The sequence below is a fragment of the Mesorhizobium sp. WSM4832 genome (genome assembly GCF_055811115.1).
Map to the genome: position 1 here is coordinate 1 of NZ_JBVVQH010000017.1, position 23,174 is coordinate 23,174.

A 23,174-nucleotide genomic window follows, 5' to 3' on the forward strand; every position below is an offset into this window, starting at 1 on the left:
ATGGTGGCCGGCTTCATACCGGAATGGTGGCCGGTGTTTGATCGGAATGGCGGCCGGCTTCACGTCGGAATCCGCAGATAGCTGGCGTATCCGAGGTGGACGATCTCAGTGATGATGAGATTGCCTCGATCCTGGAGAGGTCCGCCAAACGAGGCCTGCTACCACCGCAAGGTGGACACGACGACTAAGTTCGCACAAAACCATCCGAAGTGCTTTTGAGGTTGAGATGGTCAAGATCGTAGAAAAGCCGATAAGCCGCGTGAGCAAGACCCGGCGAAAACTCGATTCAAGACAAGTGGTGAGCGCTCAGGGCAAGCGGGTCAAGGCCGGCTCGTAACCCGGAAAGCGCGTCATTCAGCGAAGATCTCCTTGAGTCATTCGCGAGGTCTGTTGCCCGCGCGCGTCGTGAGAATAAGCTGATGGCCGGGCATGGGAATGCCGACGACGACAAGGGCTAATCCGCCCCGACTGTGGATGGTGGCGGGCCCGAATGGCTCTGGCAAGAGCACCTTCTACGATTCGACGCTTATCGAGGATTTCGGTCGTTCGGTCTGGATCATCAATCCGGATCTTTTGACTGAGCGTATTGTCGGTAGCGAAGGATTGCCGCTGGAGCAGGCCAATCTCGAGGCCGTGAAAAGAATAATGGTCTGGCTGCGAGCCTCATTGCGCGCACATCAAACCGTTGGCGTCGAGACCGTGCTGTCGACACCGCTGGAAGGGCTCCGCAAACGCCGTGTCCGGGTCTTTCAGGAAGGTGAAGAGCGCGCGTTGGCCACTGGCCCTTTCCCCACTGTCATCGAGATTTCCCCCAATCCGCAATGAAAGCTTCAGCGGGAGTGATTGAGCGCCAGGGCTTTCAGGATTCGCACAACCATCCAGGTGTTGTCGAAGTCGCACAGCTGGGCGTCCAAGGCACTTTGCGCAAGGGGAGACAGCCACCAACTCATCACCGGGGTGTAGAGACTTGCTCTTCCGAATGGGTTCTTTGCCGGAAGATCGATGCAAAGGCTGATCCGTCCCTTGCCCCCGTGAAGCGGCCGCAACGGATCCATTACCTTCAACTCTGCAATCTCTATGTCTCCGTAATCTTCTTTCAGTCGCTGCAATTGCTCGCGGGCAGCCTCCACGTGCCCAGTCCGCGCCATGTTGAGGGTCTCGAGAGGTTCGGCAAGGAGCCGCGCCATATAGTCCCAAGAGCTTCCCTGCCAGGCGCTGAGCTTAGTTTCCCACAGCTGGTCCTGCGACGATCCGAGTATGGGACTGCCCGCCAGATCATAGCGTTGCGAGTACCATGGCGATGACCTCAGATAAATCACCAGGGGCTTGAGTTGCTTGGCATGAAGGTAGGGGAGCAGATGGTTAATCGTCTCAAGGCCGCTGTTGTCGAAGTAGCCTCCGTCCACGACCCGCCCCGTGATGATGCTTCGGTGCTCGTTCTCAAAGCGCAACTGACCTGCCGAAGTGACGAACGGAAACCGTGCGCTCAAAACCACGGCGGTGGAAAGACGTATGTCTTTGGCCTTCCCCAGTCCTCCAGCCACAAAGGCCGTCAGCACATCCGACGGCGGCTCGGGCTTCGTTCTCGGATCTCTGGCGGTAAGCTCGAAGGCGTTGTGTGCCGCTCGAAACAACGGAGGGCAGCTGTTCTGATCACATTTCGCAACTTGGGTCTGGAAATCCGAAATTAGCACGGGGCGCCCGGTGTCGATATCAGTCGCATTCAGCACAAGCAGAGGCAACCATCGCTTCTCGCTCGCAAGATATCCGAACGGCCGACAAAATCCTCGTTCGTCCTTCCCCTCCCCGCACCCAGTTGAGCCCGAACCGACCACACGATTGTAGTGCCTCTCGATTGCTTGCGCGAGCAGCGCGGACCGATCCATCGAAGCCAGCAAACCGAAATTGTCTCGCAGCACAAGGCCGACCACAGTGGGGGTGAGAAAATCGCCAGTTGTCAGAAGTTGCAGGCATGCGCGCCAGCTTTTGGTAAAATCCCGGTGCGAAGACGGTGCCTCTCCCGGCCGATCGGCAAACCAGGTGTTATCGGAGACCTTGCATGGAGGGGCATGGTCGTCGCCCGCATCAGCCAGGGCCGTTCTTAAGCTCGCGACGCCTAACGCTCCCCCGGAGACACCGGACAGGGCGAACAATGATGTACTGAGATCATGGTAGGTCTCGGGTTTGGCGCGGGTATAGTCCAACAAGGCGCCGAGCATCGTCGCGACAAAGAATGCCGACCGGCTGGCACCTCCTTCGGCTGCCACCAGGACCGGCCGTGGACATTGGACGATATCCTTCTCACAACGGTTCGCGACCATCCATTTCTCGACCGCGTCCTCGAGAAACATCTGTCGAAAGGCCGTTGCGTCTGCCCCATCCTTCTGCGCCGCATCCCATCGCGAAGACACGTAAGTCCGTACGTCGTTGAACCGCGACAGAAACGTCGAGGACAGCAGCAACGCGAAGAACCCCAACGCAATTCCCCAGCGCACGGACCTTCGGAAGGAAGCGATCCCATTTAGCAGGGCGAGCCAACTTCCTGCGATAAGGGGCAGCAGCGCGAGCCGGCTGAATACCTCGGCGAAGGAAAACGGAGCGACAAAGGCGCTAAGGACAACAATAATCGCCAATACCCCCAGCGCGATCTCCGTCGGCGCTGGTTTGATGCGCAGTTGGTCCGCAAATTGAGATGCGCGGCCTTCGATCCTCGCCGAAGTGTGGTTTCGGCCGACCACCGCTATACCAACAAAGATCAAGGCACCGACGACCAACGCGCCAGCCAATGCCGCCAGCCCATTGACGGCCTCCGTCGCCTCCACCGAGCGTTGCATGGCTTTCGGTTGCAGCCGGCCTGCTTGGATACTGTCAAGGGTATACAGATCTTGGACGTGAGGATTCTTTAGGCAGTCCTCCATTACGGGCGTGGTGCGAATGTCCTCGCATTTGGTGATGGCCGCGTTCGTCATCAGGATGCCCAGGAAAAGAACCAAGAATGACCCAAGGCCCGCGCCCGCTGCTATAACTCGAGGAATGAACCCGAACACAACACCGTGTCTCCCGAGCGTCCGCCTGACAGATGCCTGAAGAGGAAGCGCCCAAAGCAAAACAATGAGAGCAGCAAGGAAAGCCATTTTCCAGAGCGAAAACCGATCAAGCAGGAGGTCCCGCGCTTCTGGAAAAATGCCCATGATCATAACCCCGAGGGTTATACTCAGAATTGCAGCCTTCAGGCGCCACGCCCAAGCGAAAGCGCCGCAAACAAATACCTGCATTCCGGACGCCATTCTCTTGGCAATCGGAAGAATGCTCATTGTTCCCGCTTCCCAACATCCAATTGCACTTCTCCCAAGTCCTGACGCCTCAGCCGCTGCGCCGATTTTTTAACGCGACAGAGTCGCGCGATAAACAAGCAACACGGCTCATCGGTCTTCCCCAATCGAGCACGGACATGCTAGGCACACCAACCAACGCCCCCTTAACTTTGGCTTTGTATCAGCCGGTCGGCTATCGATTGCGGCGTGGCAATCCTTGCCTGCTCGCAGGCAAATGCATATCAATACTATTACCCGAAGTTACTCCCAACTGAATATTCACGTGATCATCACTGGCTTCGCCATCGCATTTTCCTAGCAGACGTGGAATTCTGGGTACACCATAGGGTCTTGCTCACTCCGCTGGAAACATTCCTATTCGGTAGCCCCCCTTGCGATTAGAGGATCCTCGATGTCCGACGAGATGCAGCACGATCCTGAACAGGCGCCCTTCGAGGTCACCGACGTCTTGGGAGGTCCGAAGCTTGAAGACGGCATTGGACTTTGCCTGTCGGGCGGCGGTTTTCGCGCAATGCTGTTTCACTTGGGAAGCCTGATCCGCTTGAACGAAGTCGGCTTGTTGCCGGCCATCGACCGGATATCGAGTGTTTCGGGCGGATCGCTCGCCGCGGGCATCCTAGCCGCGGGTTGGTCGGAACTGAGTTTTGCGAACGGCGTCGCCACTAATTTCAATGCGAAGGTTTCGGACCCCGTGCTTCGGCTCGCCAGAAAGCAGGTCGACGTGCCGGCGATCCTGCTAGGCCTCATTCCGTTCGTGCACGCCGCCAACCTAGCGGCGTGGGCTTATGACCGAACAGTGTTTCATTCAAAGACGCTGAGGGATCTTCCCGATCGCCCCCACTTTGTCTTCACCTCCACGAGCCTGCGGACCGGCGTGCTGTGGCGTTTCGCCAAGGAATACGCGGCGGATTGGCGAGTGGGGAAGTGGACTGACCCCAATCTGAAGCTGACTCTTGCCGTGGCTGCCTCGGCTGGTTTTCCTCCCTTACTTTCGCCCACCAGGATCAAGCCGCCCAAGTCCAGCATCAATTCGTGGGGCGAACCGACAACGTTGACGGCGTCGGGGTTCACCAAGCGACTTTTCCTGACCGACGGCGGCGTCTACGACAATCTGGGTCTCGAACCGATTTGGAAGCGCTATAGGATGCTTTTCGTCAGCGACGGCGGAGCGGTTACGCAACCGATCGCCCGACCATTCACGAACTGGTACTCTCAATTTCGCAGGGTGCTCGATGTCTCTCTGCAACAAGGTATTAACACCCGGATTCGCATCTTGCATGGCCTTGAAACATCGCAGGCCAGGACCGTGGCCTATTGGGGGATCGACAAGATCGTAGACAGCTATGGCAATGGCAATCCGCTCGGGTTCACGCCGCAGATGAGCGCTGACGCGGCGCGGGTGCCGACGCGATTGACGAAGTTTCCGAGGGAGACAAGGCAACTGCTGGTCCGTGCTGGCTACGCGCATACCGCAGCAGCGCTCGCGGCCAGCAGGGTTCCGATACCCAATCCTATTGCTCCGAATTTCAACCGGCTCCCGAACGTCGCTTAGCGGACAAATCGATGTCTTTCGTCAAGCAGAATACTTTATACGAAAACTGGATGCGGACGGTTTGTAGCCTCGTTGAGACGGACCTTGCGTCCAAGCACGAACGCATGGGAAGGAACGCCTTCCTGTTCCTCAGGGCCACGTTCTTCAGATGGGCGCACACAGTCCGTTCGGCGGCGCCAGAGATCATGGACTTGCCTGCTCCCCTCGCTGTCGGCGACGTCCATATCGAGAACTTCGGGACTTGGCGAGACGCCGAAGCGCGACTGGTCTGGGGCATCAACGATAACGACGAAGCAGCGGAAATCCCCTATGCATCTGACATCCTTAGACTCGCGGTGAGCGTCCGCCTCGCTGGTCTAGGTATTGAGCACCGCCGCGCTAGCGCCGCGATTGTCGACGGCTATCGCGAGGGGCTGCTCGATCCTGGTCCGACGCTGCTCGACGAGAAAGAGATGTGGATGCGGAACTATGTCGCCGTCAGCGACGCGGACCGAAAGTCGTTCTGGGACGATATTGACGCGCGTCCTGACGCGGAGCCCTCGGAGGATGCGAGGTCGGCCCTGCTAGGGAGCCTTCCCGCGCGTGCTTCGATCGAGCGCTTCGCACGGCTCACTAAGGGAGGGGGTAGCCTCGGCCGGCCACGCTTCGTCGCAATTGCAAAATGGCGCGGCGGCCGCATCGCTCGTGAAGCCAAGGCGCTCCTCCCATCCGGATGGGATTTCGCAGTGGGGAAGGCCGGCCGAACGAACAGATTCGTTGACATCGCGAACGCTCCTACGCGAGCGCCGGATCCGTTTCTGCACGCGGCGCATGGGTTCATAGTCAGGCGCATCGCCGCCGACACACGCAAGATCGAGCGCGGCTCAGACTTCGACCGCAGGCTCGACGGGATGCTTTTAAGAGCCATGGGTTCGGAGATCGGTTCGATCCATGCTTCGACGCCACATCTCGTCGAAGCGATCTTAGGCGATCTCGAACACAGAGACGCCGATTGGCTAAGCGGTGCCACGAAGGTTGCCGCGTCGGTCGTCGAGGCGGACTTCGCCGAGTGGGGGTTGGCGGCCGGCGTCACCAAAAAGAAAGAAAGGGATTGATCTTTGCGAGAACAAGCATAGAATGTATTTCTATTTCTAAAATTCATTTGATTGTTTTCATACTTTCAGTATGCGCTGGAACAGTGTTTTGCCACAATAATGCGGTCCGTCATGCGGGTGTTGCATAGGGCAGCGATGCTGAACGGCCAAATTCAAGGGGGGGGGGTCATGGTTCAGATCGATTTCGCGCGCTTGAAGAAGGTCGCCGATCAGGTCGACGCACTTCAGCAAGGCCAGTTGCTTGGGAAATTCCAACCGACTCGCATCCCGAAGATCAATTTTCCAACCACACCCCTGAGGGTCTCGTCGTTCGAGGCGGGCGTAAGCCCCGATTGTACGTACCGATTGATCTCTGCGGCCCTAGAGGAGACCCAGCATACGCTGCTTGTCTACGTCTATGAGATCCATGCCGACTACATGGTCGAACTTGTCAAGAAGGCGCATGAAAAGGGTGCCAAAATCCGTCTCATGTACGACCGTGGGGGCACCCATTCCGAAGAGCGCGATGTGCTTGATGCGCTCGATGATGACGGTTTCGAGGTCAGGCCGGCGCCGTCAAGCGGCGGGCGTGGCGTTTTTACCGTCTGCCACCAAAAGTTCGTCGTGATCGACGGCAGGACCGTCGTCGTCGAGAGCGCAAACTGGGCCAATACCTCGATACCGCTTATTGAGCAGGGAGACCCTTTCAAGAAGGGAAATCGCGAATGGATGCTCCGCATGGATGACGCGGAAGTTTCTAAGTTCTTCACCTCCGTGTTCGATGCCGACTGGAACATCCCCGATCTCGGTGGACCCGGCGCACTAGTATCGGTCGACGAAGACGACATTGTCGAGGCGCTGATGGTGCCTGCGGAGCTTGTTTCATCGCCGAAGAAAATGTTCGACATCGACAAGTTCGACGGCTCCACAGATGTGATGCCGATATTTTCGCCCGATAACTACTTCGACGTCATCTCGGATCGCCTGGAGAAAGCCGAGGAGAGCATCATTCTTCAGCAACAGTACATCCTGGCGGGCGACAAGGTCGACGATCTACTCCAAATCGTCGCCGAGCGCCGCGAGAAGGGCGTCGACGTGCGGATCATGGCGAGCGCCACGTTCCCGAAGAACTGGAACCTTACCGTAGAGACCTTGGACGCGGTCGGGCTCAAGGATTGCCTGAAGGCGCTGAACCTCAAATTCTTCACCCACCTCCACAACAAGGGCGTCATAGTCGACCGCACACATGTGGCGGTCTCCTCGACAAACTGGAGCGCCAATTCGATTACGAAGGCGCGCGAGGCGGGCGTATTGCTGACCTCAAGGCATCTAGCCGGCTACTACGCCCAGGTCTTCGACGAGGATTGGGACGAAGGCATCGCTGCAGACGACGTCAAGAAGAAGCTGCTCGAAGTGACCGGCGGGGAGATCGTCTGAAAATGAATCTTCTGCTCCTCAGAAGACGGGAGCTCGAGCGGCGAACGAAGGAACTGCCGGCGGAAGTCGAGGAGTGGAAGACTCTCGCCGAGAAAGATCTCGACTCGAATTTACACTGGAGCCAGATGGAAGCGATCGCGGATTTGATCGCGACCTTTCGCAGTCGGTATGAGGCATTGCTCGCCAACCTGCCATCTGAAAACGACCAGTCCTCGTATGAATCCGCCCTGTACGACATTTTGCTGGCGATCGCGGCCGCGCAACGCGCCTGGGATTTCTTCCGTAGGAAGTTTGACCAGCGCAAGTCCAATCGCTTCAGCAAGCGCCTGCGGGCGGCCGACATCATAGCGATCGACTGCTATGACGCCGCGATCGGTGCCGCAAAAGCGAAGGGATGGATCGCCGCGGAAGACGTGCGAGAGCCGCCCCTCACCTACCTCAGTCCGGAGCTCTCTGCGATGACCTGGGCCCGCGGTACCCGTCCGAATGACGGGCAAAGCGAGGAACTCGCAGGCAACACACTTCCGATTCCCGTGGTGGAAGTGCCCTACGATCAGACGGCGAACGTGTGGGAATTCCTTTCTATCTGTCACGAAGTCGGCCACGAGATCGATGCCGATCTGAAGTTGCTCCCGGCTATCAAGGCGAATCTTTCCAAGGCATTGGAAGCCGCCGCGTTGCCGCAGCCTCGTCAGAGGCGTTGGTTGGGATGGGCCTCAGAGATATTTCCGGATTTGCTCGCACTGCATTTTTCGGGTCCTGCCTTCGCGTACATGCTGCGCAACATACTGATCCTGCCTCCGAACCAGGTGACTCAGATTATCCCAGGTGATGCACACCCAAATCACTATGTCCGAGTAATACTGTGCGCAGAATACATTAGGAGTATGGGCGCGGCCTCGCCGGACGCGACCTTCCGCAATGCGCTCGAACAGCATGCAGACGCGCTGGAAGCCGGTTGGAAGCCGATGTACGAAGATTCTGCGGCTCTGAGCGACTACCTGTCCGACATTCCGCTGGTCATCGCTGGAGTGATGGATTCGGCGATACCTGCTATGGGGGGTGCGACGTTGCGTTCCCTAGTGGAGTACTCGAAGGAGCACGAGGACGCGATCACGAAGGGCGCCACCTCGCTAAGGCAACTCAACTCCAAATTCGGCATCGCTCCCCGCCACGCTGTTTCGGCGGTGAGAATCGCGATCAACAACGCCATCGCGAACAACTCGCTCGACGCAGAGATAGATACCCTCTCAACCAACGCTATCCAGCTTCTCGACCAAAATGCTCCCAAGGGCAAACGCAGCATAAATGATCCGCTCACTTCTCCCCCCGCAGCCCGCAAGTCCAGGATTGATCGTTTCGTATCGCAAGAGTTGAATAGGTCGCCGCAACAACAGGAAGGATGACCAAGATGGATCTGATCGTCCGCTTCACTCGCGAAAGCAGCCTGCCAAATGCGAGGGGCTCTTCCATATCTCCCGAGCAGGTTTTTGGCTCAGACGAAGCCTATTTTGTCGCATGGGCCGCCTCAGAGGAGGAGATGTCCGCCCTGCCGGCATTTGAAGGAACGCACGTCAGCCTGCCGCCGTGGTCGAGCGAGCGGTCGTCGTCGGGGCCGGCTGCAGACTGGCTGTGGGGATTGGTGCCGCCGGAGGCCCAACAAAAGGTCTTGAAGGCAAATGAACCGGTCCAACTCATGATCCAAAGCGGAAACGTGGGGGTCGACCTCCTGCCTTGGGAATCGCTTCTGCGTTTGAACCTCAACCCGGTGGGATTCGCGGTCGCCCGTCTCGTGCCGTCGTCGTTGAGACCGCCGCCCCTCACGGTCGTACCGCCGCTCCGCATGCTGCTTGTTTCGTCTAACGCGCACGACGATCTCGCCTTCAATGAGCTCGACAGGTCGATCCTGCGGGATTCTGCGGATCCGCAGTTCTACCTTGTGAGGGAAGTCAGGGATGCGACCGGAACGGGCGTGATGGAGGTCGTTCAAGAATTCGATCCACATATCATTCACTTCATGGGTCACGGGGGCGTCGTGGGCGGCGAAGGCTCCGTCGTTCTGCGCGACGAGACAACCGGGTTGACGAACTGGATCCGCGCCTCGCAGGTGTCCCGTGGTCTGCCTGTATCGACCAGGCTGCTGTGCATCAGCACCGGTTTTTCGCAGCGCAACTATGACATATCCGGACTGGTTAGCTTTGCCCATGCACCGCAGTCCGTTCGCCTTCCCACCAGCATCGTCAACCGGTCGGACGTCGACGAGGCCGGTGTCGCTGCGTTCTGGGACAAATTCTACTCCGCGTTGATAGCCGAACGGGGAAACGTTCTCGGCGCATACAACGCCGCCGTTGCCCAGCTTGCGGGGGCTGGGACATTGACCCCGGCCGAGAGTTTCTCGCTGGTGATCCGAGAGGACGGCTACAGGCCCCTGAGAGTCGGAAATACGATCGACCCGATGCAGCACGCGGCCGAGGTTCAAGCCCAACTGGCTGCCAGGCTGGCTACTGATTTGCAGGAAAAATTGAAAACATTCGAGGATACCGAGATGGGGAAGGCCTTGGGAGAAAGCTATGACGAAGAGCGGTCGCGCTTCTCAACCTTCTCCTCCACTGCCGCCCGCTTCGAATCGGAGTGACTACAGATGCCGTATGACGAGTTCAGGCTGCAGATAACACCAAGCATCGACGGACAGTTGGCGCTTCAGATACTCGAAACACCTATAGCCGCGACCGCCGGACCGAAGGGGCAGCCGGAGGCCGTATTCGAGGCAGCGGACCTAGCAGCGATCCGCAACAACGCAAACTTTGGCAATGGGGGCAACTTGGGGGAAATGCAGCGTATCGGTGAAGCGGTCTACAAATCCGTCACCAATCCTGCCGTGCATGCAGCTCTCGACGCAGCACTTCAGATATCTTCAGGCAACAATCGGACCCTGCGCATCGTATTCTCCACTCTTTCGCTAGACGGACCGCAGCAAGGCGTTCGCCTGTCCGAAATTCCTTTCGAGACAATCTACACACCTGCAAGCGGCTTCTATGCCTCAGCCATGCGGACGCCGGTGAGCAGGACCCTCGTCGCGAAGCCGGACCGGCAGACCGTTCCGCTCTCACCACCACTGCGTATCTTGCTGGTTGCGGCAAGCCCACAAGGGTGGCCGCCGGCCGACATCGCGAAAGAAACGGCTACCGTCAGGGAGGCGTTGAAGGAACTGGACGCGAACCGTCTTGTATCGATCGATCAGTGTACCCCACCGACGCGTGGCGAATTGAACAAGCGGCTGTTGAGTGGCGGCTACCACGTCCTGCACTTCGTAGGGCACGGAGGCATCGGGCAGATTGGCGGGGATCCTACGCCCCGCGCGTTTCTTTGCCTTCAGGCGGAGGATGGCGGCCTGGATCCCCTCGACGCATTCACGTTTGACTCGATGTTAAAGAATTGCCCTTCTGTAAATCTCGTCGTCATCACCGGATGCTCGACAGCAGCGCTTCCCCCTCAGATCGCGGGAGCCCCGTATGCAACCACTGCATTCAACGGAATAGCGCAGCGGTTAGTCAGCCCGGGAAGTCTCTCGAACGTGTCGGCCGTCGTCGCCATGCAGTTCGATTTGGAATCGGCGGCGGCAGTGTCGTTCAGCGGCAGATTTTACGGGGCGCTGCTTAATCCCGGTACCACTATCGACGAGGCGGTCACCGAAGCCCGATCCCAGATCGCCGCAACGACGTCGATAGGATCTCCTGGGTGGGCGAACCCGGTCCTTTACTGGCGCTGCAACGACGGTCGTCCTTTCGAGGTGCGAACCTATCAAAACGAAACACTTCCGCCGGACGATGAGAAGAAGATCATGGCGCTCAAAATCCAGGTGGAGGCCTATCTTGGCAGTCTGCAGGATCTCAAGATGCAGCCTGCGGCGGTGCAGGCAGTCGCCTCGGACTTTCGGCAGTCGATCGTCGCGAAGATTGATGGCTTTTTGGCGCAGATCAGCGACATTATGGGAAATGCGATAAGATTGAGGGGTGGTCGGCCGGACGCGGCCGACGAAATTGAGTTTGGTCTCTCCGCGAGGCTCCGCGCTGCAGCACGAATCAACAAGGTCCGGGCCAAGATCAGCTTCGAGGAGGCCGCCTTCGACTTCATATCTGCGGCAAAAGGTGAAAATGTCCCCAAGGCGCCGCTCTCCAACGATGCCGCTGGCGTGCTGGAGATATTGATCGAGAACGTATCAGCGGGTGCGGTATGGCAGGCGGGCGAGTACGAGATCGCCCGGTTCCGCATGAAGGTCAAGGACCGCACCCAGAGCGCCCGCGTCCTGACAGTCATCGAATTGGATATCGAAGCCGACCCCGATCGTTTCTACTCCAGCCTTGACGGGTATGCCTTTCTGGCGTGAGCCCGTAGGAGCCAGCAATTGGAGATTATGATGCCGGAAACTTCGGCCGGGCAGACAAACGCCGACTTGCTGGCTTTGATAGCAGATATAGTTGCGGCCTACGTCCAGAATAATCCGACGCCCGCTGCGGGCCTTCCCGATCTGATTGCCAGTGTAAACTCGGCGCTTAAGGGGATCGGACAATCTATTGCCCCGCCGGAGCCTGACCCCGTGCCGGCGGTCAATCCAAAGCGCTCTGTGTTTCCCGATTACATCATTTGCCTAGAGGACGGCAGAAAGTTCAAATCCCTCAAGCGACATCTAAACGTGCATTTCGGGCTCACGCCCGAGGAATATCGAGTAAGGTGGAGGCTTGCCAGCGACTACCCGATGGTGGCGCCAAGCTATGCTGCTCAACGTTCCGCCCTAGCAAAATCGGCGGGTCTCGGCCGGAAGTCAAACAAGACACCTCCTCACAAAGCGGCGCGACGACGCAAATCCTAATAGAGTTTTGTTCGATTAGGCGCCCATAGTGTACGGCGCGCTCGGAAAGGACCGTCATTTGGAGGACTGGTTATTCGTCTTTTGAGCTGGCGAAAAACGCGCCGCTGCATTCTCCATTCACGCAATACTGATCGCCCGGCGCTGGCCGTTCTCCGTCGTCCAGAGGCATGGCTTGCCCGCGTTTGCGCGTTTGCGGCAGTCGACTACAGGAGAGCGGTGCTGTCGTATCCCGGGAGACGAGGCGATAAAGTCTTCTATCTCAGCCTTGGTAGCTTGAGTGGCACCCAAAAGCCAATGCATCGTTGTATGTCGCAGGTAGATGTTGGGAAATCGCATCTGGTCCTCACGGGTTGCTCGCAGCAGAGCGTATGTATGCACCAATCAAAGATGCCTCATAAAGTGCCGCAGCGTCCTTGCTGTCTATCGGGCCCATCGTGATCAGCACGTCCTGGGTCCGTTTGCGCATCGCGTTGAACAAAGGATTGTTGCCGGCGTTGTTTCCGGTGAACTGGACAAGGTTCCAAAGACGGGTTCGCGCTGCCCGCGAGGGTAACGATAAACGTCGTCTCGTAGCTGAGCGCGTCAAAGGGTGAATCCTTGCCGTTGTTTGGCAGAACGTCAGGAACGGTTGCCGTACCGAGGTTTGCCACCATGAATCTTTTGATCTTGAGGTCTCCCAGTATCGGTATCTGGCCCATGACCCTTGCAATCGGTCACATCGTCGGCCAGCCTCTGGTTTTTCAGGAGGTCGTCGAAGTGAACAGTGAATGTGGCAATCTCGCTTCGGGTCGCCTGGGACGATACCTGGGCGCCCAATCCAAGTGAAAAAGATTGTGCAGACGTAACATTGCCCGAGATGACGTGCGATATTGCATTCTCCATCGGCCGCTTGAGCGTGATTGCGTATTTCGCAAAAACGGGACAGTCGTTCCGCTAAATCGCGGACAGCAGTTTCACTAAGTCGCGGACAGCAGGATGGGGTCGGCCCTCGGTTGCCTGGTTGAACTCATTTGCGATTGATTTCGCCGTTTTCGGCGCCGGTCAAGAGCGGCGGTGCTTTTTGCTTTCTCATGCTGTCGCCTTCGAGGGTGACGCGATGGGCGTTGTGGATGATCCGGTCGAGAATGGCGTCGGCGATTGTCGGCTCGCCGATCATGGCGTGCCACTGGGCGATCGGCAGTTGCGCGGTGATCAGCGTCGATTTCCGGCGATAGCGTTCCTCGAAGATTTCCAGCAGATCGAGACGCTGGGCTGTGGGTGCCCCAGTCGTCGAGGATGAGCAGTTGCACCCGAGCCAGTTTGTCGATGAGACGGGGAAAGCGGCCGTCGAGACGCGCCAGGGCGAGATCTTCGAACAGACGCGGCATGCGCAGGTAGAGCACGGAATGGTCGAGCCGGGCGGCCTGACGTCCGAAGGCGCAGGCCAACCAGGTCTTTCCGGTGCCGGTCTGCCCGGTGATGATGAGGTTTTCATGCGCCTTCAGCCAGGCGCCCTGGGCCAGCGACAGCGTATTGCGCCGGTCGAGCCCGCGATGCGCGGCGAAGTCGATGTTCTCGATGCAGGCGTCGACAAAGCGCAGCCTGGCAACGGCGAGACGGTTGGTCAGACGCTTGTCGGCACGCATGGCGGCTTCACGATCGAGCATCAGGCCAAGCCACTCGTCGCGACTGAGATCGTCGGCGTTGCTCTGGTCGGCCAGGTCCCGATAGGCGGCGGCCATTCCGCCAAGGCCGAGAGCCTGCATCTGGTCGAGGGTTGGATGTGTCAGCATGGTTGGTTTCCTTCCTTCATTGATAATAGGAGCCGCCGCGGATGTTGGTGTGCGATGGCGTGGGCTTGACCGGCTCGGCCGCGGGCGGCACGCGGTCGAGGCCGGATTTGAGGATGGCGTTGACGGAGGAGTAGGTGATCGCATTGATGGTCAGTGCCCGCGCGCAGGCTGCCTCGAGCCGATCCCACTCGTAGCGACGGGCCAGCGAGAGGATGCCAAACGCGGAGCGGTATCCCTGCTCGGGATGGGGACGGTCGCGCATCATCCGCTCGACCAGGATGGCGGTGTTGGCGCCGATCCCGGCTGCCTGCCGGATCAGGTTCGCCGGCGTCGTGTTGGCATAGCGCTGGTGCGCCTTGGGCATGTGCTCGTTGACGGTGACATGACCGCAGCGCTGCGAGCGGCGGACATGGCTGGCGATCCGCTTGTGGTCATGGAAGACCTCGACCACCCGGTGGGTGAGCCGCACATCCACGCGCCGCCCGATCAGAGCGTGCGGCACCGAGTAGAACGTCCGGTCGACCTCGACATGGTAGTCGGGATGGACCTTCGCCGATTTCCACTCCGCATATTCGAACGGCACCGGGGGCAATGGCGACAACGCCGCCCGCTCGATCTCCTCGAACATCTCCCGGCGGCTTTTGCCGACATGGCGCATAGGGCGGTTGTTGAGATCCTCCAGCAGAACCGCAATGGCGGCATTGAGATCGCCGAGACTGAAGAAGCGCCGGTTGCGCAGCCGGGCCAGGACCCAGCGCTCGACGATCAGCACCGCGCCCTCGACCTTGCCCTTGTCGCGCGGCTTGCGGCTGCGGGTCGGCAGGATCGTCGTGTCGTAATATTCTGCCATGGCGGCGAAGGTCTGGTTGAGCGTCGGCTCGAACCACAGCGCCTTGGCGACGCCGGCCTTCAGATTGTCGCAGACGATCGCTTTCGTTACTCCGCCGAAGAAGGTGAGTGCCCGGCACTGGCCCTCGATCCAGTCCGGCAGCTTCTGGCTGAAGCTGGCATGGGCAAAGGTGAAGGACGACGCGCCCAGCACCGCAACGAAGATCTGAGCCTGGCAGATGACGCCAGTATCGGGATCGACGACGGGCACGGTGTGGCCCGCATAATCGGTCTGCATTACCGCGCCCGCCTCGTGGCGATTGCGGAACGTCGCGCTCGACCGGCGCTGGAAAGCGCCGAACCGGTCGCAAAACCACGTGTAGCCATAACCATCGGGGTGCGCCGCGCGGTATTCCTGCCACAACAGCGTCAGCGTCACGCCCTTGCGCTTCAGCTCGCGCGAGATCATCGCCCAATCGGGCTCGTCCAGATCCTGCGGCGGACGGCCAACCCGGCGAAACAGAAGCCGCTCAAGCGATGCGTCATTGTCACAGCCCGGCGGCAGCGGCCAGTCCGAGATGCCAGCCTCACGCGCCCGCAACAGATAGGTCGAAACCGAAGTCTTGCTGATCTTCAACCGTTCCGACACCGCACGCACCGAGAGGCCCTGCTCATGCGTCAGCCGCAGGATTGATCGTAGGTCTTTCACTGTCGTTCGTCTCGCTTGCTTCCGTCTTGGCATGGCCCCTCTCAACCCGATGATGAGAGGGCAAAATGCCAGAACGGCGCTCCCGAGAACCGACCGTTATATCCGCCCCGAAAACTGTCCGGGAATTAGCGGAATCACTGTCCCGTAATTACTGAAATCGCTGTCCGCGAATTAGCGGAATCACTGTCCCGTAATTACTGAAATCGCTGTCCGCGAATTAGCGGAATGGGTGTCCGCGAATTTCTGAAACACGCACGTGATGCCTGGATTCAGTGTTGTAGTGTCATCCACCACGAGCTTGAGCGCCACCTTCGCTTGCCATTTTCGAATCCAGTCGACGCCGTTTCCACCGCTGTTTTCGTTTGAATATTGCTTCAGCGCATCGCGCGCGCCCAGGTTTAGCTCGCATTTCAAATGCCTGATCAAATCGACTTCGGGAAGAAACGGCTTGTCGGCCGGAGCATGATTCATATCGGGAATCTGGGTGACGCAGCTTGACACAATGAAGGCTCCAAGACAGGCCCGCGGTCCGCATCTGATGTCCCCCACGTAAGTGTGTTTAAACGCACGGAACAAGAACCCCGTCGTAATCCCTGGATCAAGCGCAAGTAACGCATCACTCTCAGACTGTTCATCCCCTGAAGTATAAATTCGCAACACTGTTTTTCAGCCTATGGAAGAGATACAAACGTCGGCTTCATTGAAGTGCACCCGCATTTGGGCAACGATGCCTGCTTCACACCAATCCCTGTCTCGCCGGTCTGGTTCGCCGTTTTGGGGCGTCCCGGCGGTGCTCAAGTCGTCGGTGTCAACTTCCACTGCCATCTCGACCTCTATCCACGCGAGGCCGCGAGGGTCTATGACCGGGTGTCGGCAAACTCTGCAGACTTGGAACGTCTGATCATCCCGTAAGTAAGTTCACGGCGATTTCGAAGACTTAACCGGACAGCTCGGTAATTTTGTCTTTTGATAACTGTGACTTGGCGCTAGCGATTTCCCACTGGCGTGGAGTGCTGCGTGACACGCTCAAAAGTGGTTGAGTCCCCAACTCAGATCCTGAAGTGAACGAAGTCATCCGCCGCTCGTGACGGAGCCAGCAATGCGGAAGCCGAACATCCGTACCTACACCTGGCTGGTGGTTGGGCGCGCTTGAGAGGATCGCCTGATTCACATTCTCAGCAGCCAGGTCCAACCGCTTGGTTGGATTGGCCAATTCTGATCCCGGAAATACCCGACTTCGGCGGAGTGTAGCGGACGTGCGACCCCAATCAGTACTTGGTTAGAACGAGGGGGTTCGAGTCCGCGTCGCGGGTCCAATCTGAAAAACTCATAAACATCAGGCACTTAAGCAGATGCTTTGGTGGGCCTGGAAGATGTATCAAAATCGCTGAATTTACTGAGTTTTTCGTGGGCCAAAATAAGAAATCTTCCCGTATCGTCCCGTATACTCCCGCGACACAACGTTCAGAGCCATGCTCCAGAATAACCGCATTTGGGGCCGGGAGCGGAATGTCCGTATCGATTTGTATGCCGCAAAAGCAGGTGGGAGACAGTCAGCCGTCAGGCTACTCCACCCACCAGGTGGGGTCCGGAGGAACCCTCCCTCACAGACCCCCAACTCATTGCAAATTTCCCGAGTTTTATCAGCCACGCGGTTCGGAACCGGTGCGAACGGTACATCTCTGGACTTGAGTCGCAAACCAAGACGCAGGGCTCTTGCTTGACGCTTACGATCATTAGCATCGCTTCAGCGAAATCCGCCTACTCGTGGACTGAGGGTAGGCCAGGGAACGAAACCTTCCGGGAAACGCAGGCTCTGTCCAAAACGTTCCTACCTCTGATCAGCCGCGCAATCCAGTCCACGCATCGCGGCCTTTGATGCGAGAAAGTCCGCCGGAAATGCAGTCGCTCGGTAACTCGGAAGTGAGTTAAGCATCCCTCAAGGCGATGTTGGCCAATGGAACAACAGAAGCTAGTTGCAGTGACGCACCTGTGACAGGAATGGCGTTTCTTGCACAGGCTACAGCTGGACGCGGGTTGCGCTCCGTCAAGATTCATTTCAGGTTGGAAACTTGGCGTTGTAGGTCGGGGAGGTTATCGAGTGGGAAGTACGAGATCTAGCAATTTCACGGATTATTCCGGCACGCGCAGCAACGACGGGGCCGGTGGGACCAGCGGCATCGATCGCTGCCGGCAGGCATTCTCGTGCTCTCTGGAAGAGATCGAGCTGTGCGATTACTTCGTAACGCACTCCACCGTGCCTCCCGTTGGCACTGAGCTAGTCATCTTACACCAGAAACGCCTGTTCGCGGCAACTCCGCAGGGCGTGAAGGTCGGAGCGCTGCCTACCAGCTTCAACTACCTGGCAGCTTGCATGAAGGACGGCATAGCCTATGTCGGGGTCGTGACGGCTTCGGGAATGTTGCCAGTACCCACGGTATCGGCAGACTTCACGGCGCGGTGAGGACCGGCATGGCTCCCCTATTGCTCGTCGGCGAAATCATTGTCGACTTTACGACTGCGCGCCCCGGCATCGAATGCAAGTTGCGACTGGGTGGTATCGTTCACGCAGCCCGCGGATTATGGGCGAGCGGCATTGATTACGCCGTAGCGGCGGTTTGCCCGCGTTATGTTTTCGATCAGGCAAAGCGGTATCTCAGCGCCCACGGTTGCCTGGAATTTGTCTGGCTGGGGGAAGTCACGGGGTCTCCTGGCGTCATGGTGATCGGAGACCCGACCGAGGTGGCTGACCAAGGATACGAGGACCTGCTGCGTGGCGAAAAAGAAGTCACGATCCTCGACGTCGGAAATTCACTCGCAGCGTATCATGAGGTCCTCATTTTCCCGGGCAGCTTCGATCTCGCGCAGGTTCGGAGCGCCTTGTCCGATGATGCGCGTTTCAGTTTCGATATCGCCTACGACACGGCGGATCCTTCTGTGCTGAAGGTCTTCTCTGGTAATGTAAAGGGGATCGCGATTTCCACATCGTCTCCGCTTTTCACGCGTGTCGGATCGGAGACCGTTGACGCGATGTTACCCTTGATAGCGGATCTGGGTGCCGAAGTTTTTCTTCTTAAAGAAAACAGGGGGGGAAGTCGCCTCTTCAACCTGTCAAAAGGATCGGTCGATGCGATACCCGCTCAACTATCAGTCACTGTCAATTCCGTGGGGGTCGGCGACGTCTACACTGCCGTGATGGTCGGCCTTTCAAGGGGCGGATGGGGAGATGCGGCATGGCGCGGAGCGAGTGCGGCGACCGCCTATTCGCAAACCACCTACCCCGACGATTTCAAGCGGGATGTCGAACGATCACTCAAGCTTTCCGTAGATGAGCTGCGCAACCTTGGTGGCACTATCTTGCCGTGGCATGCAAGGCCGCTTTTTCCCATTTATCTGGCGGCCCCGGATTTTTCGTACACCGACAAACCAGAAGTCGATCGAGCCGTAGACGCCCTCAAATACCACAACTTCAACGTCCGGCGGCCAATTGAGGAGAACGGCGAGCTTCCGCTCGGTAGTCCGGATGCCGTATTAAGACAGACGTTTGCCAAGGATTTGGGGATTCTGGGCGAATGCGAGGTCGTTTTCGCCGTTCCCTTGGATCGCGATCCGGGAACCTTGGTCGAGATGGGCTTCGCCATGGCGCGCGAACAGCCGGTCATCACGTTCGATCCCCGTCGAGAGAACAACAACACGATGGTCGCGGGCGGAAGCGCCCGCTATTCTGATAACCTAGATCAATGCTTGAACGGCATCTTCGACGCCGTTTCGAAACTCTGGATGGCGAAGTCATGAAAAGCGCGGTTTTGTTGGCCTCGGGCGGCCTTGACTCCACCACCGTCGCTTATCGGCTCGCCGCAGATGGCGTGGATGTGTTTCCCTTTTTCTTAGATTATGGCCAGCACTGCGTCGAGATGGAGTGGGATCGGGTAAACGAGGTCCTGCCCCGCGGCATGCGACGTCCCGAGCGTTGCGATATCTCCGACATCTTCAACGGATCGTCGTCGAGACTCATTAAGGAAGCAGACCTTTGGGAGGACAACGTCGCTGATGACGAGTTGTACGTCCCATATCGGACGATGCTGTTCTTCGCGGCCGCGGCGGCTCGCGCGCAGACCCTGGGAATCGTCGATGTTTATACAGGTTTCATCAACAGCAACCACGCGAAGGAAATCGACTGCACCGCAGAGTTCATGAACGGTATCGATAGCTTGATCGACAAGATAGGTTCCGTCCGGTTCACCTCCCCGTTCCGTTTCTCGTCAAAAACGGATGTGGTCCAGGAAGCCCTGCGTCGTGGTGTTCCGATCGGCCGAACGTTCTCTTGCCAGGCCGCAAGCAATTTCCCGTGCGGTGCCTGCCCGAATTGCGTCGAACGCCTTTATGCGCTACAGGACGCCGCCCTCGTAACGCCCCAAGGCAAGGTCGGTTGAAATGCAGTCTTCGCCGATACAGATGCTGGTCGCTGCTCGTCGTGTGGCGGATTATGCCCTCGATGTGGGAGTCGATATCAGGCGGGAGACCGCCCGCGACTCTTACGATCACATGGGCGCGATCGTCGCGGACTGCGTCCTGCAGGCGGGCCTGAATTACAGGTCCGTCGTCCTTCCGCGGGTCTCGACCATTCTCGAGCGCTTTCCCGATCTTGACCGCACTTCGGAGCTGGTAGGACTAGTCGCACGCGGAGAAACCTCGCGCTTCCTCAACTGGCGCCATCCCGAAAAAGTAGGCCGCTTCGAGGCGCTTGTCGGTTTCCTGAGCGAGCATTCTGTTGAGAGCGCAGCTATTTTAAGCAATCGTTTGCAGGATGCTTCCTTCGTCTTGGCCTTGCGGGAAGTCAGAGGAGTCGGCCCAAAAACGGTGGATTACATGCAATGCCTGGTCGGCATCGACTCGATCGCGGTCGACCGACATCTACGGACCTTTGCCAAACGCGTCGGCGTCGTCGAGCAGGACTACGATTTCCTTAGATCGGTCTTCTGCTACGCCGCTGATCTGCTGTCCGTCTCCCGCCGGGAATTCGACGCGTGGGTATGGAGACGGGAGGCGTCTGTATCGAACCGCCAGCTAGTGTTTGCTTTTGACTGGAAATCCTTGACGCATTAAAGTGTTTGATCCCGGGTTTTGATGGTGCACTCTTTTCTTCCGAATCGAAGGAGGCACTATGGGCCAGGTTCTACACGGCAGCGCCACGACGACAGAGGCAGTCCGTCGAGCAATACAAAATAGTCAAGAGAGCCTGAGAGTGCTGGCGAAGCGCTACGGGATCAACCAGAAGACGGTCATCAAATGGAAGGGGCGGACGTCGGTCGCCGACGTGCCGACCGGGCCGAGGAACCCCTCCTCGACGGTGCTTACGATCGAGGAGGAGGCGGTGATTGTCGCCTTCCGGCGGCACACCTTGCTGCCACTCGACGATTGCCTTTACGCGCTGCAGCCGACGATTCCGACCCTGACACGTTCATCCCTGCATCGCTGCCTGCAGCGTCATGGGATCAGCCGCTTGCCGGAAGTCGAAGGCGACAAGCCGGCCAAGATGAAGTTCAAGACCTATCCGATCGGCTATTTCCACGTCGACATCGCCGAGGTGCAGACGGCTGAAGGCAAGCTGTACCTGTTCGTGGCCATCGACCGGACCAGCAAGTTCGCCTATGTCGAACTGCACAAGCGGGCCACCAAGATGATCGCGGCCGAGTTCCTGCGCCACCTCACCTTGGCGCTTCCCTACAAAATCCACACGATCCTCACCGACAACGGCATTCAGTTCAAAAATCGCCAGCAGGATCGCACGGCCATGGAGCATATCTTCGGGCGCACCTGTCGGGAGAACGGAATCGAGCACCGCACGACCAAGGTGAAGCATCCCTGGACCAACGGACAGGTCGAAAGGATGAACCGCACCATCAAGGAAGCCACCGTCAGACGCTTCCACTACGACAGTCACCAGCAGCTCGAAGCCCATCTCGCCGACTTCGTCAGCGCCTACAACTTCGCACGCAGGCTAAAGACCCTGAAGGGGCTCACACCCTACGAATTCATCTGCAAAATCTGGACAAAAGAGCCAAAACGATTCAGGCTCGATCCTCTCCATCAAATGCCGGGACTAAACACTTAGCGCGCCTCATCGCCATGCGGCGGTAGAGAGCGAGCGCCGCTCCTCCTCGATTACGCAGGTCATTCGACTAGATCGGCTTAAAGATGCTTTCCGCTGCATCGGACCGAAGCCGTGCCCAGAATTCCACAGCATACCTGTCCGTCATCCCGGCGACGAAGTCGCATATGTGGCGGGCTTTCAATGCCTTGTCTTTATCGGCATCCTGAACCTGCTTGCGCACGTCGTCCGGCATGAGCAGATGCCCGTTCTCCTTCTCAAGCGCGTCGAAAATATCTTCCACCAACTGGGTGCCGCGGTATTCGCCGAGCTTGACCCGGTTCGAGTAGATCGTCGACAGATACGTGTACTGCTTGAGGATTTCGACTTTGATGCGCGTACTCTTGACCAGCTTCACTGTCGAAAGCGCCGGAAACTCTTCGTTAATCGTTAGCTCCACGTCATTGATGAATTCGTGGACCAGTTCCGACGAAAGCTTCATTCTCTTCCCTGCGTCCATGTTCAGATCACGGGAAGCCCTTATCGCATTGATGAAGTTGGCGATATCAGCCTGCTGCCGTTCATCCTCAACATCCGACGTCTCGGTTTCGCCTGTCGCGAAAATGTCACTGAACATGGCCACGAACGTCGCCTGGACCTGCTGCATAGAGATGGTCTCGCCGATCTCGTCCTTCAGCTCTTTCGTCACGTCCTTGGCGACCCTCCCGAGCAACTCGTCATCAGTCCCCAAGATCGACGCCGGTGTCAGGAAACCCGCTTTGAGGCTGTCTTCCAGATCGTAAACCGAGTAGGCGATGTCGTCCGCGATATCCATGATCGCGCATTCGACAGTCTTGAACTTCGTGTTAGCCGGAACCTGCGTTCCACCCAGGACCTTCTGTTTAATGTCCGCGACGATCTTTGCCTCGGACGCATAATACCCCTTTTTCGGCTTGATAGCCTCCGGGCGTTCTGTCTCTATCTCGACGTCGTACTTCAAGACGGCAGCCAGTGTACGAAAACACAGGTTCATGCCGGCACGTACGTCGCCATCTACAGGCTTTTCGTACTTCGCCTTCTTCTCAAGGCGGCTCAAGATGCGTAGCGTCTGGGCGTTCCCCTCGAACCCGCCATACATCCTCATCTTCCCATCTAGCGCTCGCTCGCCGTTGTGGCCGAAAGGAGGGTGTCCGATGTCGTGAACAAGACCGGCGGCCGCGCACAGCCTGCTGTCGATCTTCCGATCATCTAGAGCTTCGTCGTATAGATGATTCAGGCGGTCTGCGATACCTTCCGCAATTTGCGAGACTTCGAGCGAGTGCGTCAGCCGGTTTCGGAAGAAGTCGGACTCGTGTCCGGGAAAGACCTGCGTCTTCCCTTGCAGCCGTCTGAAACTGGCGCTGTGGATAATCCTGCCAAAATCCCTGACGAAGGGTGGTCTCCAGGGGTCCGAGTCCCCGGCCTCCCCATTCTGGCGCTGCCGGTCCTCATCGCTGTACATCTTCAC

17 protein-coding genes and 1 pseudogene are annotated in these 23,174 nt (G+C 58.2%); 13 read left to right on the forward strand and 5 right to left on the reverse strand.

Annotated features, from left to right (window positions below; translation table 11 throughout):
* Nucleotides 1–435: 435 nt before the first annotated feature.
* On the forward strand, nucleotides 436–825 hold the full coding sequence (locus AC0L2L_RS22650; RefSeq protein WP_473581292.1) for a hypothetical protein: 390 nt from the start codon (nucleotides 436–438) through the stop codon (nucleotides 823–825).
* A gap of 5 nt (nucleotides 826–830) precedes the next feature.
* Here the strand turns inward: AC0L2L_RS22650 and AC0L2L_RS22655 are convergent, their stop codons facing one another.
* Nucleotides 831–3,314 carry a hypothetical protein gene (locus AC0L2L_RS22655; RefSeq protein ID WP_473581294.1) on the reverse strand — a complete coding sequence of 828 codons (2,484 nt, stop codon included), beginning with the start codon at nucleotides 3,312–3,314 and terminating at the stop codon, nucleotides 831–833.
* A 412-nt stretch (nucleotides 3,315–3,726) separates the two neighbouring features.
* Between AC0L2L_RS22655 and AC0L2L_RS22660 the strand changes: the two genes are divergently transcribed.
* The 7 genes from AC0L2L_RS22660 to AC0L2L_RS22690 all read left to right on the forward strand — a co-directional run bounded on the left by AC0L2L_RS22660 (nucleotide 3,727) and on the right by AC0L2L_RS22690 (nucleotide 12,267).
* Nucleotides 3,727–4,887 (forward strand): patatin-like phospholipase family protein, encoded by a 1,161-nt coding sequence (locus AC0L2L_RS22660; RefSeq protein ID WP_473581296.1) that lies wholly within the window; start codon nucleotides 3,727–3,729, stop codon nucleotides 4,885–4,887.
* A gap of 11 nt (nucleotides 4,888–4,898) precedes the next feature.
* Nucleotides 4,899–5,981 carry a DUF2252 family protein gene (locus tag AC0L2L_RS22665; RefSeq protein WP_473581298.1) on the forward strand — a complete coding sequence of 361 codons (1,083 nt, stop codon included), beginning with the start codon at nucleotides 4,899–4,901 and terminating at the stop codon, nucleotides 5,979–5,981.
* Nucleotides 5,982–6,149: 168 nt separating this feature from the next.
* The gene (locus AC0L2L_RS22670; protein WP_473581300.1) at nucleotides 6,150–7,397 is read left to right on the forward strand and encodes a phospholipase D-like domain-containing protein; all 1,248 of its coding nucleotides are present in this window, start codon (nucleotides 6,150–6,152) and stop codon (nucleotides 7,395–7,397) included.
* Between the two features lie 2 nt (nucleotides 7,398–7,399).
* Nucleotides 7,400–8,803 carry a hypothetical protein gene (locus AC0L2L_RS22675; protein ID WP_473581302.1) on the forward strand — a complete coding sequence of 468 codons (1,404 nt, stop codon included), beginning with the start codon at nucleotides 7,400–7,402 and terminating at the stop codon, nucleotides 8,801–8,803.
* 5 nt (nucleotides 8,804–8,808) lie between these two features.
* Nucleotides 8,809–10,032 carry a hypothetical protein gene (locus AC0L2L_RS22680; protein ID WP_473581304.1) on the forward strand — a complete coding sequence of 408 codons (1,224 nt, stop codon included), beginning with the start codon at nucleotides 8,809–8,811 and terminating at the stop codon, nucleotides 10,030–10,032.
* Between the two features lie 6 nt (nucleotides 10,033–10,038).
* Nucleotides 10,039–11,784, forward strand: coding sequence for a CHAT domain-containing protein (locus AC0L2L_RS22685; RefSeq protein ID WP_473581307.1), 1,746 nt, complete (start codon nucleotides 10,039–10,041; stop codon nucleotides 11,782–11,784).
* 27 nt (nucleotides 11,785–11,811) lie between these two features.
* Nucleotides 11,812–12,267, forward strand: a complete 456-nt coding sequence (locus AC0L2L_RS22690; RefSeq protein ID WP_473581526.1) for a Ros/MucR family transcriptional regulator — start codon at nucleotides 11,812–11,814, stop codon at nucleotides 12,265–12,267.
* Nucleotides 12,268–13,273: 1,006 nt separating this feature from the next.
* Here the strand turns inward: AC0L2L_RS22690 and istB are convergent.
* The 3 genes and pseudogenes from istB to AC0L2L_RS22705 all read right to left on the reverse strand — a co-directional run bounded on the left by istB (nucleotide 13,274) and on the right by AC0L2L_RS22705 (nucleotide 16,077).
* Nucleotides 13,274–14,039 (reverse strand): annotated as a pseudogene (gene istB / locus AC0L2L_RS22695) (IS21-like element helper ATPase IstB).
* 16 nt (nucleotides 14,040–14,055) lie between these two features.
* Nucleotides 14,056–15,609, reverse strand: coding sequence for an IS21 family transposase (gene istA, locus AC0L2L_RS22700; RefSeq protein ID WP_473581309.1), 1,554 nt, complete (start codon nucleotides 15,607–15,609; stop codon nucleotides 14,056–14,058).
* A 147-nt stretch (nucleotides 15,610–15,756) separates the two neighbouring features.
* Nucleotides 15,757–16,077, reverse strand: coding sequence for a hypothetical protein (locus AC0L2L_RS22705; RefSeq protein ID WP_473581311.1), 321 nt, complete (start codon nucleotides 16,075–16,077; stop codon nucleotides 15,757–15,759).
* 1,600 nt (nucleotides 16,078–17,677) lie between these two features.
* Here AC0L2L_RS22705 and AC0L2L_RS22710 point away from each other — a divergent pair.
* Genes AC0L2L_RS22710 through AC0L2L_RS22730 form a run of 5 tightly spaced genes read left to right on the forward strand, consistent with a single transcriptional unit; the run spans nucleotide 17,678 to nucleotide 21,691 of the window.
* The gene (locus tag AC0L2L_RS22710) at nucleotides 17,678–18,040 is read left to right on the forward strand and encodes a hypothetical protein (RefSeq protein ID WP_473581313.1); all 363 of its coding nucleotides are present in this window, start codon (nucleotides 17,678–17,680) and stop codon (nucleotides 18,038–18,040) included.
* Nucleotides 18,041–18,048: 8 nt separating this feature from the next.
* Nucleotides 18,049–19,371: a nucleoside 2-deoxyribosyltransferase gene (locus tag AC0L2L_RS22715; RefSeq protein WP_473581316.1), complete on the forward strand. Its 1,323-nt coding sequence runs from the start codon at nucleotides 18,049–18,051 to the stop codon at nucleotides 19,369–19,371.
* Nucleotides 19,368–20,009, forward strand: coding sequence for a 7-cyano-7-deazaguanine synthase (locus AC0L2L_RS22720; protein WP_473581318.1), 642 nt, complete (start codon nucleotides 19,368–19,370; stop codon nucleotides 20,007–20,009). The genes AC0L2L_RS22715 and AC0L2L_RS22720 overlap by 4 nt, the downstream gene beginning before the upstream one ends.
* 1 nt (nucleotide 20,010) lies before the next feature.
* A complete protein-coding gene (locus AC0L2L_RS22725) occupies nucleotides 20,011–20,682 on the forward strand; it encodes a hypothetical protein (RefSeq protein WP_473581320.1) in 672 nt (223 codons plus the stop codon).
* Nucleotides 20,683–20,740: 58 nt separating this feature from the next.
* Entirely contained in the window at nucleotides 20,741–21,691 is a 951-nt protein-coding gene (locus tag AC0L2L_RS22730) for an IS481 family transposase (protein ID WP_473581321.1), read from the forward strand.
* Between the two features lie 67 nt (nucleotides 21,692–21,758).
* Here AC0L2L_RS22730 and AC0L2L_RS22735 read toward each other — a convergent pair whose 3' ends face one another.
* Complete coding sequence (locus AC0L2L_RS22735) at nucleotides 21,759–23,168, reverse strand: anti-phage deoxyguanosine triphosphatase (protein ID WP_473581528.1); 1,410 nt, start codon at nucleotides 23,166–23,168, stop codon at nucleotides 21,759–21,761.
* Nucleotides 23,169–23,174: the final 6 nt, after the last annotated feature.

Bases quoted from the DNA above. Each gene is read 5' to 3' on its own strand.
- AC0L2L_RS22650 (WP_473581292.1), top strand. From the start codon at position 436: ATGCCGACGACGACAAGGGCTAATCCGCCCCGACTGTGGATGGTGGCG.
- AC0L2L_RS22655 (WP_473581294.1), bottom strand. From the start codon at position 3,314: ATGAGCATTCTTCCGATTGCCAAGAGAATGGCGTCCGGAATGCAGGTA.
- AC0L2L_RS22660 (WP_473581296.1), top strand. From the start codon at position 3,727: ATGTCCGACGAGATGCAGCACGATCCTGAACAGGCGCCCTTCGAGGTC.
- AC0L2L_RS22665 (WP_473581298.1), top strand. From the start codon at position 4,899: ATGTCTTTCGTCAAGCAGAATACTTTATACGAAAACTGGATGCGGACG.
- AC0L2L_RS22670 (WP_473581300.1), top strand. From the start codon at position 6,150: ATGGTTCAGATCGATTTCGCGCGCTTGAAGAAGGTCGCCGATCAGGTC.
- AC0L2L_RS22675 (WP_473581302.1), top strand. From the start codon at position 7,400: ATGAATCTTCTGCTCCTCAGAAGACGGGAGCTCGAGCGGCGAACGAAG.
- AC0L2L_RS22680 (WP_473581304.1), top strand. From the start codon at position 8,809: ATGGATCTGATCGTCCGCTTCACTCGCGAAAGCAGCCTGCCAAATGCG.
- AC0L2L_RS22685 (WP_473581307.1), top strand. From the start codon at position 10,039: ATGCCGTATGACGAGTTCAGGCTGCAGATAACACCAAGCATCGACGGA.
- AC0L2L_RS22690 (WP_473581526.1), top strand. From the start codon at position 11,812: ATGATGCCGGAAACTTCGGCCGGGCAGACAAACGCCGACTTGCTGGCT.
- istA (WP_473581309.1), bottom strand. From the start codon at position 15,609: ATGCCAAGACGGAAGCAAGCGAGACGAACGACAGTGAAAGACCTACGA.
- AC0L2L_RS22715 (WP_473581316.1), top strand. From the start codon at position 18,049: ATGGCTCCCCTATTGCTCGTCGGCGAAATCATTGTCGACTTTACGACT.
- AC0L2L_RS22720 (WP_473581318.1), top strand. From the start codon at position 19,368: ATGAAAAGCGCGGTTTTGTTGGCCTCGGGCGGCCTTGACTCCACCACC.
- AC0L2L_RS22725 (WP_473581320.1), top strand. From the start codon at position 20,011: ATGCAGTCTTCGCCGATACAGATGCTGGTCGCTGCTCGTCGTGTGGCG.
- AC0L2L_RS22730 (WP_473581321.1), top strand. From the start codon at position 20,741: ATGGGCCAGGTTCTACACGGCAGCGCCACGACGACAGAGGCAGTCCGT.
- AC0L2L_RS22735 (WP_473581528.1), bottom strand. From the start codon at position 23,168: ATGTACAGCGATGAGGACCGGCAGCGCCAGAATGGGGAGGCCGGGGAC.